The organism is Mycetocola saprophilus, from assembly GCF_000718085.1.
GTDB classification, from domain to species: domain Bacteria; phylum Actinomycetota; class Actinomycetes; order Actinomycetales; family Microbacteriaceae; genus Mycetocola; species Mycetocola saprophilus.
Genome location: NZ_JOEC01000003.1, coordinates 222,899 through 237,231 on the forward strand (window position 1 = coordinate 222,899; position 14,333 = coordinate 237,231).

A 14,333-nucleotide genomic window follows, 5' to 3' on the forward strand; every position below is an offset into this window, starting at 1 on the left:
GGTTTTAGATACCACAAAGCCCGCGAATTCAGACTGAGAATTCGCGGGCTTCGAGGCGTCTAGAGCAGGTCGTTGCGACCGGAGATCTTCAGCGCATCCACCACGGATTTCACCCGCTGGGCGTGCTCGCTGGTGGTGACCAGCAGGGCGTCCGGGGTGTCCACCACCACGATGTTCTTCACACCGATCAGGCTGATCACGCGGTCGGTCTCGGACACCACGATGCCGCTGGAGGCATCCGCCAGCACGCGTGCATTCTCGCCCAGGATGGCCAGGTCGCCGCCGGCACCGCCGGTGTTGAGCTTGGCGAGCGAGGCGAAGTCGCCCACATCGTCCCACTTAAAGGCACCGGGGATCACCGCGAGGCGACCGGCTGCCGCGGCGGGCTCGGCCACCGAGTAGTCGATCGCGATCTTCTTGAGCGTGGGCCAGATGCGGTCCACCGCGGGGCCGCGGGTTGCCGGGTCATCCCAGGCGGCGGCGAGTTCCACGATCGAGGCGCGCAGTTCGGGCTGGTTACGGCCCAGCTCCTCGAGCAGCACATCGGCGCGGGTGATGAACATCCCCGCGTTCCAGAGGTATCCGCCGTCGGCCAGGTAGCTCTGCGCGGTGGGCAGGTCGGGCTTCTCCACGAAGCACTCGACCGCGCGGGCACTCGCTGCACCGGTGATGTTCAGGTCATCGGCCACCTTGATGTACCCAAAGCCCACGGCGGGCTCGGTCGGGGTAATACCGATGGTCGCGATAAACCCGGCGTCCGCTGCCAGCACGGCCTCGTTCACGGCGGAGCGGAACAGGCGGTCACCGCTGATCACGTGATCTGCGGCGAATGAACCGATGATCGCGTCCGGCTCCCGGCGCACCAGGATCGCGGCGGCGAGGGCGATGGCCACGGTCGAATCCCGAGGATCGGCCTCCAGCACGATGTTCTGGTCCGCGAGCCCGGGCAGCTGCTCCTCCACGGCGGCGCGGTGCGCGCGTCCGGTCACGACCATGATGCGCTGGTCACCGGCGATCGGTGCCAGTCGGTCCCAGGTCGCCCGCAGCAGGGTCGAACCGGAGCCGGTGAGGTCGTGCAGGAACTTCGGTGCATCCGCGCGGGACAGCGGCCACAGTCGTGAGCCGACACCCCCGGCCGGAATCACGCTAAAAAAGCGGTCGAGTGCGGGTTTCATGTCTCCAGGGTAGTCGGCGCAACCTGGGAGGAGCGGGCGACTCGGCGGGCAACGCCTCAATCACCGGCGCCTCCCGGCGGGTGTCGCGTCACCCAGACAGCAAATTTGCCGGGAGTTCCCGGTGAACAGCTGGTTTCGGACAGCGAATATCTCCGACCACTAAGGGTCGCCTAAGCGGTAACCGACTCATTGTCGACATAGGATGGGCGTAGCGCCTAAAAGACGCACGACGGCTCGTGTGGCTGTCGACCGAGGCTTCGACGATTATGGGAGGGCTGTTCGTGTCAGTGCAGACTGCAGGGACTCCACCGAAGGCATCAAAAAAGAAACCGCGTCCCGCGGGTACGCTGTACCGCGGTCACGAGGGCATGTGGTCATGGGTTTTCCACCGCATAACCGGCGTCGCGATCTTCTTCTTCCTGCTGGTTCACGTGCTGGATACCGCGCTGGTGCGTGTATCCCCCGAGGCGTATGACGCCGTGATCGGCACCTACCAGACCCCGATCATGGGCATTGGCGAGGTCGGCCTGGTGGCCGCGATCGTCTTCCACGCCTTCAACGGTCTGCGGATCATCCTGGTGGACTTCTGGTCCAAGGGCACCCGCTACCAGAAGCTCATGTTCTGGATCGTGATCGCCCTCTGGGTGCTCACCATGCTCGCCTTTGTGCCGCGGCACCTGACCAACGTGTTCAGCCACTAGGAGGCCCGCCATGACTACTACCGAAATCGCGGCTCCCCGCTCCCCCCGCACCCGTGGAAACGGCACCAACTGGGAAAAGTGGGGCTGGCTGTACATGCGTGTCTCCGGCGTTGTGCTGGTGGTACTGATCTTTGGTCACCTGTTTGTGAACCTGTGGCAGGGCACCGGCGTCTCCGCCATTAACTTCGCCTTCGTGGCCGGCAAGTGGGCCGACCCGTTCTGGCAGTGGTGGGACGTCATCATGCTGTGGCTCGCGCTGATCCACGGCGGCAACGGCATGCGCACCATCGTCAACGACTACGCCCGTGGCCGCACCACCCGCGGCATCCTGAAGATCGCCATCCTGGCGGCCGTCGCGATCCTGATCATCCTCGGCACGCTCGTGGTCTTCACGTTCGACCCCTGCATCGGAAACCCCTCCTCCGATGCCCTGATTCAGCTCTGCGCCGCGCACTAGCGACCGCGGACACCCAACGATCAACACATTGGAAAATTCTGTGACGAACAGCACCCAGGGATCCACCATCGTAGGCGGCGTCCACTACCACCAGTTCGACATCGTGATCATCGGTGCCGGCGGTGCCGGAATGCGCGCGGCCATCGAGGCCGGACCGAATGCCAAGACCGCCGTCATCTCCAAGCTCTACCCGACCCGCTCGCACACCGGTGCGGCCCAGGGTGGCATGGCCGCCGCCCTTGCCAACGTCGAGGAAGACTCGTGGGAGTGGCACACCTTCGACACGATCAAGGGTGGCGACTACCTGGTCGACCAGGACGCCGCCGAGATCCTGGCCAAGGAGGCCATCGACGCGGTCATCGACCTGGAGAACATGGGTCTGCCCTTCAACCGCACCCCCGAGGGCAAGATCGACCAGCGCCGCTTCGGCGGTCACACCCGCGACCACGGTAAGGCTCCGGTTCGCCGGGCCTGCTACGCGGCCGACCGCACCGGCCACATGATCCTGCAGACGCTGTACCAAAACTGCGTCAAGCACGGCATCAACTTCTTCAACGAGTTCTACGTCCTCGACCTCATCATGACCGAGGTGGACGGCGTCAAGCAGCCCTCGGGCGTGGTCGCCTATGACCTCTCCACCGGCGAGCTGCACGTCTTCCAGGCCAAGGCGATGATCTTCGCCACCGGTGGCTTCGGCAAGATCTACAAGACCACCTCCAACGCCCACACCCTGACCGGTGATGGCGTCGGCATCGTCTGGCGCAAGGGCCTGCCGCTCGAGGACATGGAGTTCTTCCAGTTCCACCCGACCGGTCTGGCCGGCCTCGGCATCCTCCTCACCGAGGGTGCCCGCGGTGAGGGTGCGATCCTGCGCAACGCCTCGGGTGAGCGCTTCATGGAGCGCTACGCCCCCACCATCAAGGACCTCGCCCCGCGTGACATCGTCGCCCGCTGCATGGTCCAGGAGGTGGCCGAGGGCCGCGGTGCCGGACCGCACAAGGACTACGTGTACCTCGACTGCACCCACCTGGGTGCCGAGGTCCTGGAAACCAAGCTGCCCGACATCACCGAGTTCGCCCGCACCTACCTGGGTGTCGACCCGGTGGTTGAACCCGTCCCGGTGATGCCGACCGCCCACTACGCCATGGGTGGTATTCCCACCAACGTCAACGCCGAGGTTCTGCGCGATAACACCACCGTGGTTCCGGGTCTGTACGCCGCCGGCGAGTGCGCCTGCGTGTCCGTGCACGGCTCCAACCGTCTGGGCACCAACTCGCTGCTCGACATCAACGTGTTCGGGAAGCGCGCCGGAAACAACGCCGTCGAGTACGTCAAGACCGCCGAGTTCGTGCCACTGCCCGAGGACCCCGCCAAGGAGGTGCGCGAGCTGCTCGAGCAGGTCCGCACCGGAACCGGCACCGAGCGCGTGGCCGTGCTGCGTAAGGAGCTGCAGGACCACATGGACCGCGGCGCCCAGGTGTTCCGCACCGATGAGTCCCTCGCCGAGGTCACCGAGACCATCCACCAGCTGCGCGAGCGCTATAAGAACATCAGCGTCCAGGACAAGGGCAAGCGGTTCAACACCGACCTGCTCGAGGCCATCGAGCTGGGCTTCCTGCTCGACCTCGCCGAGGTGGTTGTCTTCTCCGCCCGGAACCGCAAGGAGAGCCGCGGCGGTCACATGCGCGATGACTTCCCCAAGCGCGACGACGAAAACTACATGCAGCACACCATGGCGTACCTGAGCGGCGATCCGCACTCCGCCGACGCCGGTGACCACATCACGCTGGACTGGAAGCCCGTGGTCATTACCCGTTACCAGCCGATGGAAAGGAAGTACTAATCGTGGCTACCGCTACCGCCGAGAAGCCGCCGGCAGCCGCCGATGCGGTCCCGTCCTTCACCGTCACCCTAATCATCCGCCGGTTCGACCCGGAGGTTGACGAGGAGCCGCGCTGGCAGGACTACGATGTGGAGCTCTACGGTACCGACCGTGTGCTCGACGCGCTGCACAAGATCAAGTGGGAGCAGGACGGGTCGCTGACCTTCCGCCGTTCCTGCGCGCACGGCATCTGCGGCTCGGATGCGATGCGCATCAACGGCCGCAACCGCCTGGCCTGCAAGACCCTGATCAAGGACCTCGACATCTCGAAGCCCATCTACGTGGAGGCCATCAAGGGTCTGCCGCTGGAGAAGGACCTCGTGGTCGATATGGAGCCCTTCTTCGAGTCCTTCCGTGAGGTGCAGCCCTTCCTGCAGGCCAACAGCACCCCCGGCACCGGCAAGGAGCGCGTACAGTCGGTGGCCGACCGCGCCCGCTTTGACGACACCACCAAGTGCATCCTGTGCGCCGCGTGCACGTCGTCCTGCCCGGTGTTCTGGACCGACGGCCAGTACTTCGGCCCGGCGGCGATCGTGAACGCCCACCGCTTCATCTTCGACTCCCGCGACGACCAGGCCAAGGTCCGCCTCGACATCCTCAACGACAAGGAGGGCGTGTGGCGCTGCCGCACCACCTTCAACTGCTCCGAGGCCTGCCCCCGTGGCATCCAGGTGACCCAGGCCATCGCCGAGGTCAAGTCGGCGATCATGCGCGGCAAGCCGTAAGAACCACTCCGATGCGACGGGCCTCGATCCTCCGGGATCGAGGCCCGTCGTGGTGTGGCGGGTGCGGGCGCTCCGCGGGCCCAAATTCTCGCTAGGCTGTGGGAGACGAAAGGGAGTCATGACCGCCGCCTCCGCGCACCGAAAAAAGCTTGTCCCCCGCGTGATTGTGCTCGCGCTGCTGCTATGGGTCATTCTCTGCGTCGCGCTCCCCGGCCCGGTCCCGATCCAGTTCGGCAATGCCGACGCCCCGGCCGCGGGCGGCGTCTCCAGCTGGTTTGTCGCCATCGCGATGGCCCTGATCATGTTGGTCACGGTCTGGGCCTTCCGCAGCGGACACGCGACCCGAACCCCGGATCAGCGACGCGGCGACCTGGCCGCCCTGCTGATCGCCCAGAGCCTGTTTGGGTATTCGCTGGTTGCCGCGGGGTCGATCCCCGCCGCCGACCTCCCGGTGTCCTGGCTGCCGCTGGCCGTGGCCATCGTAGCGGCCACCGCCGGATACTTCATCACCCACCGCATCGTTGATCACAATCCGGAGGTTGCCCCTTTCGAGTCGACCGATTCGGGTTCATAATCGAATCAGCGCATAACGCGCATGATCGAGAGGACCAACGATGACCGTCTCCCTGAATCCGTACATCAACTTTCGTGGCGAGGGCCGCGCGGCGCTCGAGTTCTACCATGGGATCCTCGGCGGTGAGCTGACCATCTCGACCTTCGGGGAGGCCGGCATGCCGGTGGACCCCGCGGATGCCGACCTGATCATGCACGGCATGATCGTCTCCCCCTCGGGGCTGACCCTGATGGTCTCCGACACCCCGAGCTATATGGAGCTCACCGTGGGTGACAATGTCTCGGTTTCGCTCTCGGGACCGGATGAGGCCGAGCTGCGCGGCTACTGGGAGGGTCTGCTCCCCGGTGCCACCGTGCAGGCTCCGCTGGAAACCGCGCCGTGGGGCGACACCTTCGGGATGCTGGTGGACTCGTTTGGAATCGGCTGGCTGGTCAACATCACCGCCAACTAGCGCACAAAAAAGCGGCCCATCCTCGGTGAGGGTGGGCCGCCTTTTGTTGCTCGAACTACTTGATCGGAACCAGCACGCCCTGGTGTCCCTGACCGGCGATCACGGCGAGCTTACCCGCGTCATCGTTGGGCACGATCAGCGCGATGTTTCCGGTCACCGACTGGCCCGGGGTCAGCGTCTCATCCAGGGTGAAGCGCGGCTCGGGGGCGTATCCGAAGGTGTCCTCCAGCGGGTAGAGCTCATCGGCGGAGGTAACGTACTGCACCGGGGCTTCGAGGAGGTTGCCCTCGCCGGTGCCGGTGTAGGTCACCGTGTAGTTCACCACGGCGTAGCTGTGGCCGTCGATCGGCTCGGCGTTGTCGGCGTCCGCCGCCAGCACCTCGGCGGTCTGGTTCGGGGTGAAGGAGTTGATCACGACGGTGTAGCCGTCGCCCACGATCGGGGTACCGATCGCTCCAACCTCATCCGCGCTCTCGTCCACCTCGGTGGGCTCCGCGGAGGGCAGCAGCGAGGAGTTCGCCAGCGGACCCTCGCCCTTCTGACCCTGCTCGATCAGGGTAGCGGTGAAGATCAGGCCAATCACCAGGAGGACAGCGCCGATGATGACGCCGACGGCTCCCAGGATCAGACCGGTCAGCGCAAAGGCCTTGGGCTGACGCTTGACCAGCGCAATGATGCCGAAGACCACGGCGATAATACCGAGCAGGATGCTCAGCGGCGGCAGGAACACGAAGACGACGGCAACGATTCCCAGCACCAGGGCGGTGATTGCCAGACCACGGCTGGAGGCGGGAACGGATGCGGGCTCAAATGGTGCCTGCGGCTGCGGGGCAACCGGAAGCTGCTCAGGCTGTCCAGGATATTCAGAGTTAGTCATGATATGGCCAACAATAGCGTGAGTTATTTTCTCACTCCGAATCCAGCCCCACCCCCCTTTCGGGGTTGATGGGGGTTACCGTGCGAGCGGGGCCACCCACCCCACGCAAAAGGAGGGCCCCATCGGGACCCTCCTTCGCTCGGCAGCGCCGTATTACTTGATGGCAACAAATACCGGGTCGGTCAGCAGTCCGGCACGAACCCGAAGGACTCCCTCATCGCCATCCGGGAAGGCGAGTGCGGTGTTCCCGGTGGCACTGGCTCCGGCAAACAGCTCCTCAAAACCGATGGCGGGCTCGGGTGCCACGACAAGCTGGCTGGTGGCATCCACGACGTTTCCGGCGGAGGTCACGTAGTCAATGGATACGAGCCCCGCGTTACCCGAGTCGGCCCCGGTGTAGGTCACGGTGTAGTTGATGACCGCGTAGCTGCTGCCGGCCGCGGGGGCCTCGTTGAAGGGGTTTGCCGCGAGAACAGCGTCATTCTGGCCCAGGGTCACCGAGTTGATGACGACGGTGTATTCCTTACCTTCGATGGTGGTGCCCAGCGCGATCGGGTTTTCCCGGGTACCCAGGGTGTCATCGCCGGCCTCTTCGCCTTCGGTCTGGACGTTGACTCCGGTCTCCTTCTGGACGGAATCGATCGCGGCACCCACAACCACACCGGCCAGGATGGTCACGATCAGCGAGGTGATCAGTCCGACGGCACCCAGGATCAGACCGGTCAGCGCGAACGCCTTCGACTGACGCTTCACCAGCGCAACGATTCCGAGGATGACGGCAACCGCACCCACGATGATGCCGGCGACCGGGAAGAACCCGATCAGAACGGCGACGATACCCACCACGAGTGCGGCCACCGCGAGCCCCTTAGCCGCGGTCGGAGCCACGGGAGGAACGGGCGCCGGCGCGATCGGCGGCTGAGGTGCAGAATTTACAGGAGATTCAAAGTTAGACATAATTAAACAAACGTTATACGTTGAATCGTCTGGCCGCCACTCGACAGTCGCCCCCTGTTCGGGAGTTTCGTCGCGTCGGAGGAGGTACGGGCACGAGTCATCGCTGCCTCGGCGGCTATTCCGCGGGAACTATCCCTCGGTCATCACCAGTCGTGCCTCGGCCGGGGTCGCGGCCGCAAGCGCCCGGGAAGCCAGCAATCTTGCGTGTTCCAGGGTGTGCTGGCGCAGCTCGGTGCGTACGTCCGCGAGCGCCTCGGGGGCCATCGACAGCGATGTGACGCCGAGCCCCACCAGGATGACCGCGAGCAGCGGATCCCCCGCCGCTTCTCCGCACACCCCCACGGGCTTGCCCGACTGACCGCCGGCATCCCCGATCATCCTGATCAGGCGCAGCACCGCTGGGTGCCAGGGATCCTGATACTCGGCCAGCGCACCCAGCTGCCGATCGGCGGCGAGGGTGTACTGGGTAAGGTCGTTGGTCCCAATCGAGACGAAGTCGGCGATGCCCAGGATCTGCGCGGCCAGCAGGGCGGCCGAGGGCACCTCGGCCATGACCCCCGCGGTGCCGAGTCCCAGTTCGCGAGCCAGCAGCACAAACCTGGCGGTTTCGGCGGCATCGGCGATCATCGGGGCCATCACCCGCACGTCCGCACGGCAGCTGTCGGCGGCGATGGCGAGCGCCCGCAGCTGATCGCGCAGGATCGAATCATCTCCCCGGAACGCGCGCAGCCCGCGCATGCCCAGGGCCGGGTTGGGTTCGGCGGTATCCACCGGGAGGAATGCGAGCGGCTTATCGGCACCGGCGTCCAGGGTGCGTACGATGACCCGACGGCCGGGGAACTCCTCGAAGATCCGCTGGTAGTGCTCCACCTGCTCGGCGATACTCGGGGCGCGGTCGGCATCCAGGAACAGGAGTTCGGTTCGCAGCAGCCCCACGCCCTCGGCACCGAGTTCGCGGGCCGCCTGGGCCTCATCGGCCCGGGTCAGGTTGGCCAGGAGCGGAATCGGGGTGTCATCGGCGAGGGTTCCCGGGCCCACCGGGACCTTGGAGCGGCGACGACCCAGCCGGCGGCGAGCGGTCTGCACATCCTCGGGGGTCGGATCGATAGTGACGGTACCCTCGGCCGCATCCAGCAGCACCTCGGTCCCGTCCACCAGCGCGTCCACATCGCCCACACCGACCACGGCAACCAGGGCCTTGGCCCGCGCGAGGATCGCCGTATGCGAGGTGGGGCCGCCTCCGCTGGTGATCAGCCCGAGGACGCGCCCCAGGTCAAGGCCCACGGTGTCGGCCGGGGCCAGATCGTGAGCCACCAGGATAAAGGGGGTATCCGAGTCGGGGATGCCCGGCACCGGAACCCCGCGCAGGTGCGCGATCGTGCGCTGGGAAAGGTCGCCCAGGTCGGAGGCACGCTCGGCCATATAGCCGCCCATCGAGAGCAGCATCTGCTGGAAGGTGTGGAACGCCTCAAAGATCGCACGCTCGGCGGTCTTCTGGGCGGCGATTCGGGAGCGCACATCGGTCAGCAGCGAGGGATCCTGCGCCATCTGAGCCTGAGCCTCCAGCACCGCTCGTGCCTCGCCGGTGGTGTGCTCGGCATGCTGGGAGAGATCATGGGCGGTCTCGCGCAGCGCGGCCTCGGCCCGGGATGATTCCCAGGCCGCCGTGTTGCTGCGCGGACGATCCGAGGGCTCGGGCAACGGTTCGGGCATACGCAGGACCGGTCCGGTGACCACACCGCGACCAACACCCACCCCCTGCACCCGCACCCGGTTCCCTTCGTTCGCCCGCTATCTAGGGTTCAGCCTAGGCCAGGTCCGAGCCGGGCGCACATTCGAAGGAGGAATCCCGCGGCGTTCCCCGGAAATCTCCCCACCCGATCACGCCCCCATTACAGTAGGGGCATGAGCAGTCGACCCCGCAGCGCCTCCCGAGGCCAACGCCTGGCCGAAAAGAATGCCCGGAAGGCCGCGCTAAAGCGTGAGGCCTCCTTCTCGGAATCGATCCGCAACAGCGATAATGCGCTGGTGCAGCGTTTCGAGAAGCCGCTGGAGCGCGCGGGCGAGGCCGTGGACACGGTGACGCGCACCCGGGTGGTCCGCACGGTCATGCGCTACAACGAGGCCGACGGCAACCTGCTGTCCTCGGGCATGAGCTTCCAGGCGGTGTTTGCGGTATTCGCCGCGCTGTACGTGGGGTTCGCGGTCGCCGGACTATGGCTGATCGGCAACGATGAGCTGTTCAAGAATCTCGTTCACATCATCAATAACGCGGTTCCCGGGCTGATCGGCACCGACGGCGGCAGTGGCATCATCAAGGAGGATCAGATCCTCACCATCGCCCGCGTCAATGTGTTCGGGTGGACCGGTGCGATCGCGCTGGTCGGTTTGCTCTTCACCGCGATCGCCTGGCTCTCCTCGACCAGGCAGGCCCTGCGCTCGATCTTCCATCTCCCCCGCGCCGAGGGTAACTTCTTCCTCCAGAAGGCCAAGGACCTGGGGCTCGCGCTGGCCTTCGGGGTGCTGCTGGTGCTTTCGGCCGCGGCCAATATGCTCTCGACCCAGGCGGTGACCTGGGTGCTCGGTCTGATCGGAATCTCCGATGAGTCGTTCTGGGGGCGCGCAACGGTCTCGCTGATCGGTCTGGTTGCCGGTCTGCTGCTGAACTTCATCACCCTGTCGGCGCTGTACCGGGTGCTCGCCCGCATCCCGATTCCGCTGCCCGACCTCTTCATGGGGTCCTTCTTCGGGGCCCTGGCGCTGACCGCGCTGAGCGTTGCCGGTGGTGCGGTGCTGGGTGGGGCCAGCCGAAACCCGCTGTTGGCCACGTTTGCGGTGTTTATCGGTCTGCTGATCTGGTTCAACTTCGTCTGTCGGGTGATCCTGATCGCCGGGGCCTGGATCGCCGAGGGCCTGGAACGCAAGGGTGTGGTCCTGATCGAGCAGAGCGAGCGCGAGCGGCTCGAGGATTTGGCCGATGCCCGCGAACTGATCGCGCGCACGACCTTTGACGAGGCGGTGGCCGCGGCCCGGGCGGCGCGGGGACCGGCGAAACTGGTGGCCAGGGCCCGTGCCGAGCGCGCACGTAAGGAACTGCGGACCCTGCGGGCCGAGCGCCGGGGTCGCTAGTTTTTCGCGGTCGCATACAATCGGGCAATTACGCCCCGGAGTGTCGCCGGTACCCGGTAAACTGGGGCCATGTCTGCCAACCCATTACGCGTTATTTCGGTCAACGTCAACGGCATCCGCGCCGCCTACCGCAAGGGTATGGGCGAGTGGCTGGAAAACTCCGGTGCCGACATTGTGGCCCTTCAGGAGGTTCGCGCCGGCGACGCCGACGTGCACAAGCTGGTGGGCGAGGGCTGGCACATCCTGCACGATGAGGCCGCGGCCAAGGGTCGCGCCGGTGTTGCACTGCTCAGCCGGATCGCCCCCGTCGCCTCGCGCGCGGGCCTGGGCGGCGAGGAAACCGACAGCACCGGACGCTGGCTCGAGGGCGACTACGACTGGCACGGCACCCCGGTAACGGTGGTGTCCACCTACGTGCACTCGGGCGAGGTGGATACCCCGCGTCAGGTATCCAAATATGCCTTCCTGGAGGCGATGCTGGTGCGTCTGGCCGAGCTCTCGGCCCAGACCTCGCACGCCGTCGTGGTGGGTGACCTCAACGTGGGTCACCGCGAGCTCGACATCAAAAACTGGAAGGGCAACCAGAAAAACGCCGGCTTCCTGCCGCAGGAGCGCTCCTACTTCGACCGTTTCTTCGGGGCCGCGGGCACCGAGGTCACCGGCGTGGACGGCGTCACCGGTCCGGGCATCGGCCTGGTGGATGTCGGTCGCGCGTTCGCCGGCGAGGTCCCCGGTCCGTACACCTGGTGGTCCTACCGAGGCCAGGCCTTCGATAACGACGCCGGATGGCGCATCGACTACCACATGGCAACGCCCGCGCTGGCTGCCACCGTTACCTCCTATGCGGTCGAGCGGGCCGCTGCGTACGACGAGCGATGGTCCGACCACGCGCCCGTCACCGTCGTCTACGCACTCTAATCTCGCTCAATTTTTAAGGATTTATCATGACCAACCCCCGCCTGTATTCCGGCATGCAGCCCTCCGCCGATTCGCTCCAGCTCGGCAACTTCCTGGGTGCGCTCTCGCCGTGGAAGCGCCTGCAGGAAACCCACGACGCCTTCTTCTCGGTGGTCGATCTGCACGCGATCACCGTGCCCCAGGACCCGACCACGCTGCGGGAGAAGATCCGCCGCACCGCCGCGCAGTACATCGCCGGCGGCATCTCCCCGGATAAGTCCACCCTGTACGTGCAGTCGCATGTGCCCGCCCACACCGAGCTGGCCTGGATCCTCAACACCATCACCGGCTTTGGCGAGGCCGGTCGGATGACCCAGTTCAAGGACAAGTCCAGCCGCTACGGTTCCGATGCCACCAGCGTGGGCCTGTTTGCGTACCCGGTGCTGATGGCCGCCGACATCCTGCTGTACCAGACCGAGGTGGTGCCGGTGGGCGATGACCAGCGTCAGCACGTCGAGCTGACCCGCAACCTCGCCGAGCGCTTCAACTCGCGCTTCGGCGAGACCTTCACCATCCCCACCGCCCACATCGGTGGCAACGAGGCGCGCATCTACGACCTGCAGAACCCCACCTCGAAGATGTCGAAGTCCGGGGAGTCCCCGGCGGGCATCATTTGGGTGCTGGATGACCCCAAGGTCAACGCCAAGAAGATCATGCGCGCGGTGACCGACGCCGACGGCGTGGTGGCCTTCGATCGGGAAAACAAGCCCGGCATCTCCAACATGCTGAGCATCTACTCGGGCCTGTCGGGGCGCACCGTGGAGGACATCACCGCGGCCTATGATGGCCAGGGCTATGGTGCATTCAAGAAGGACCTCGCCGAGCTGGTGGCCGACACCCTGGGCCCGGTACGTGAGCACGCCAACGAGCTGATGGCCGACCCGGCCGAGCTCGACCGCCTGCTCGCCCGCAACGCCGAGCGCGCCAGCGAGGTGGCCGAGACTACCCTCGACACCGTGTACGACCGCATCGGCCTGCTGCGCCGCGCACGCTAAACGCCACACCCATACGCAGACACCCGGGCCGTTTGGTCCGGGTGTTTGTGCGTCGGGGCCGAGCCGCGTCGCTTCGCTCGGGCCGATCGGTCCAGGCGGGCGGCTAAGCTCCCGCGCGCAGGATCGCGCGGCCCGCGGTGCGCAGCTGGGTCTCGATCTGTTCGGGGGTGTCCAGATATCCGGCAAACATTGCACCGTCCCTGAGCATCAGGAGCTGGCGGGCGACCGGTTCGGCGGGTGCGATGCCCAGGGCACGCACGGCGTCGGCGAGGGTGCCCAGGAGCCAGTCCCGGTGGGTCAGCACGGCCCGACGGATCGGGTGCTCGGGTTCGGCATATTCGGCCGCGGCGTTCAGGAACACGCAGCCTCGGAAACCCGGACGGCAGCTCTCGACCCCGATCACCCGGGCAAACCCGGAGAGGAACAGCTCGGCCTGCTCGGCGGTGACGATGCGCACGGGTAGCTCTTCGGGGCCGCGGCTTTCGATGTCCGATCCTTCGGGAGCAAACAGGCGGGCCACCGATTCCTGGGCGCGCGCGGACTCGGCATCCAGGTAGGCCACGATCAGGTCGTCCTTGGTGGGGAAGTGCCGGTAGAAGGTGACCTTGGTGATGCCGGCGGCGGCGATGATCCGGTCCGCGCTCACCGCGCGGTATCCGAGCGCCGGGAACAGCGCGCCGGCGGCATCGAGGATGCGCTGGCGCGCGCCGATCCGCACCGGGGCGCTGGGAGTCTCGGCCTTCCGAGCCGTCTCGGTGTGTGTTGTGGAGTTCTCGGCCGTCGCGTCGGTCTCGGCATTCGTCGCGGAGGACTCCGAGACGGCCGTGCCTCGCGTCTGTACCTGCGTCATGTGCGCTCCCGTGCCGAACGGTTCCTGAATCGAAACCGAGAATCTGAGGTTGGACTTGCATGTTGCCGAGTCCTGTTCCAGTATAGATCTTGTAGGTAGAGTGACTAGTTCGTCTACCTAGGAATTTTCCGAGAATCCCCGTCAGAAGGACACAGATTATGAGCGAAACCCTGTACACCGCCGTAGCCACCTCGACCGGCGATGGCCGCGCCGGGGGCCACGTCGTCTCCAGCGACGGCAACCTCGACCTGGTCCTCGCGGTCCCCACCGAGATGGGCGGCCGTGGCGGCGGAACCAACCCCGAGCAGCTCTTCGCCGCCGGCTGGTCGGCCTGCTTCCACTCCGCACTCAAGGCCGTGGCTGCCGCCGAGAAGATCACCCTGACCGACTCGGCCGTGGTGGCCGACATTTCGATCTTCCCCAACGGTCAGGGTGGATACGACCTCGGCGCAGCCCTCCACGTGGAAATCGCGGACATCGAGCAGGCCGAGGCCGAGCGCCTCGTGGGTCTTGCGCACCAGGTGTGCCCGTACTCCAACGCCACCCGCGGAAACATCAAGGTCGAGATCGAGACCGTCGTCGCCTAACGCCCTCCCCAGGCAT

General features: G+C 66.1%; 15 protein-coding genes. 10 read left to right on the top strand and 5 right to left on the bottom strand.

The window, feature by feature from the left end:
* Positions 1-59: 59 nt before the first annotated feature.
* Positions 60-1,175 (bottom strand): mannose-1-phosphate guanylyltransferase, encoded by a 1,116-nt coding sequence (locus tag IE92_RS0113520; RefSeq protein WP_030149039.1) that lies wholly within the window; start codon positions 1,173-1,175, stop codon positions 60-62.
* A 281-nt stretch (positions 1,176-1,456) separates the two neighbouring features.
* Between IE92_RS0113520 and sdhC the strand changes: the two genes are divergently transcribed.
* The 6 genes from sdhC to IE92_RS0113550 all read left to right on the top strand — a co-directional run bounded on the left by sdhC (position 1,457) and on the right by IE92_RS0113550 (position 5,965).
* On the top strand, positions 1,457-1,876 hold the full coding sequence (sdhC, locus tag IE92_RS0113525; protein ID WP_255505689.1) for a succinate dehydrogenase, cytochrome b556 subunit: 420 nt from the start codon (positions 1,457-1,459) through the stop codon (positions 1,874-1,876).
* 10 nt (positions 1,877-1,886) lie between these two features.
* Positions 1,887-2,333, top strand: a complete 447-nt coding sequence (locus IE92_RS0113530; protein WP_030149041.1) for a succinate dehydrogenase hydrophobic membrane anchor subunit — start codon at positions 1,887-1,889, stop codon at positions 2,331-2,333.
* 40 nt (positions 2,334-2,373) lie between these two features.
* Positions 2,374-4,176 (top strand): succinate dehydrogenase flavoprotein subunit, encoded by a 1,803-nt coding sequence (sdhA, locus tag IE92_RS0113535; protein ID WP_030149042.1) that lies wholly within the window; start codon positions 2,374-2,376, stop codon positions 4,174-4,176.
* A 2-nt stretch (positions 4,177-4,178) separates the two neighbouring features.
* Positions 4,179-4,940 (top strand): succinate dehydrogenase iron-sulfur subunit, encoded by a 762-nt coding sequence (locus tag IE92_RS0113540; RefSeq protein WP_030149043.1) that lies wholly within the window; start codon positions 4,179-4,181, stop codon positions 4,938-4,940.
* Positions 4,941-5,058: 118 nt separating this feature from the next.
* The gene (locus IE92_RS0113545) at positions 5,059-5,514 is read left to right on the top strand and encodes a hypothetical protein (RefSeq protein WP_030149044.1); all 456 of its coding nucleotides are present in this window, start codon (positions 5,059-5,061) and stop codon (positions 5,512-5,514) included.
* 40 nt (positions 5,515-5,554) lie between these two features.
* Positions 5,555-5,965: a VOC family protein gene (locus IE92_RS0113550; protein WP_030149045.1), complete on the top strand. Its 411-nt coding sequence runs from the start codon at positions 5,555-5,557 to the stop codon at positions 5,963-5,965.
* A 55-nt stretch (positions 5,966-6,020) separates the two neighbouring features.
* Here the strand turns inward: IE92_RS0113550 and IE92_RS17470 are convergent, their stop codons facing one another.
* The 3 genes from IE92_RS17470 to ptsP all read right to left on the bottom strand — a co-directional run bounded on the left by IE92_RS17470 (position 6,021) and on the right by ptsP (position 9,569).
* On the bottom strand, positions 6,021-6,842 hold the full coding sequence (locus tag IE92_RS17470; RefSeq protein ID WP_051701966.1) for a DUF4190 domain-containing protein: 822 nt from the start codon (positions 6,840-6,842) through the stop codon (positions 6,021-6,023).
* 153 nt (positions 6,843-6,995) lie between these two features.
* A complete protein-coding gene (locus tag IE92_RS0113565) occupies positions 6,996-7,700 on the bottom strand; it encodes a DUF4190 domain-containing protein (protein WP_051701967.1) in 705 nt (234 codons plus the stop codon).
* A 228-nt stretch (positions 7,701-7,928) separates the two neighbouring features.
* Positions 7,929-9,569 carry a phosphoenolpyruvate--protein phosphotransferase gene (gene ptsP, locus IE92_RS0113570; RefSeq protein WP_030149047.1) on the bottom strand — a complete coding sequence of 547 codons (1,641 nt, stop codon included), beginning with the start codon at positions 9,567-9,569 and terminating at the stop codon, positions 7,929-7,931.
* A 135-nt stretch (positions 9,570-9,704) separates the two neighbouring features.
* Between ptsP and IE92_RS0113575 the strand changes: the two genes are divergently transcribed.
* From IE92_RS0113575 to trpS, 3 genes are all read left to right on the top strand, one after another.
* The gene (locus IE92_RS0113575; protein ID WP_030149048.1) at positions 9,705-10,928 is read left to right on the top strand and encodes a YihY/virulence factor BrkB family protein; all 1,224 of its coding nucleotides are present in this window, start codon (positions 9,705-9,707) and stop codon (positions 10,926-10,928) included.
* Between the two features lie 69 nt (positions 10,929-10,997).
* Entirely contained in the window at positions 10,998-11,846 is an 849-nt protein-coding gene (locus IE92_RS0113580) for an exodeoxyribonuclease III (protein WP_030149049.1), read from the top strand.
* A gap of 26 nt (positions 11,847-11,872) precedes the next feature.
* Positions 11,873-12,880 (top strand): tryptophan--tRNA ligase, encoded by a 1,008-nt coding sequence (gene trpS, locus IE92_RS0113585; protein ID WP_030149050.1) that lies wholly within the window; start codon positions 11,873-11,875, stop codon positions 12,878-12,880.
* A 103-nt stretch (positions 12,881-12,983) separates the two neighbouring features.
* Here the strand turns inward: trpS and IE92_RS0113590 are convergent, their stop codons facing one another.
* Complete coding sequence (locus IE92_RS0113590; protein WP_081864140.1) at positions 12,984-13,730, bottom strand: TetR/AcrR family transcriptional regulator; 747 nt, start codon at positions 13,728-13,730, stop codon at positions 12,984-12,986.
* Positions 13,731-13,888: 158 nt separating this feature from the next.
* On the opposite strand from IE92_RS0113590, the gene IE92_RS0113595 reads away from it, so the two are divergent.
* Entirely contained in the window at positions 13,889-14,317 is a 429-nt protein-coding gene (locus IE92_RS0113595) for an organic hydroperoxide resistance protein (RefSeq protein ID WP_030149052.1), read from the top strand.
* The last annotated feature ends 16 nt before the right edge of the window (positions 14,318-14,333 follow it).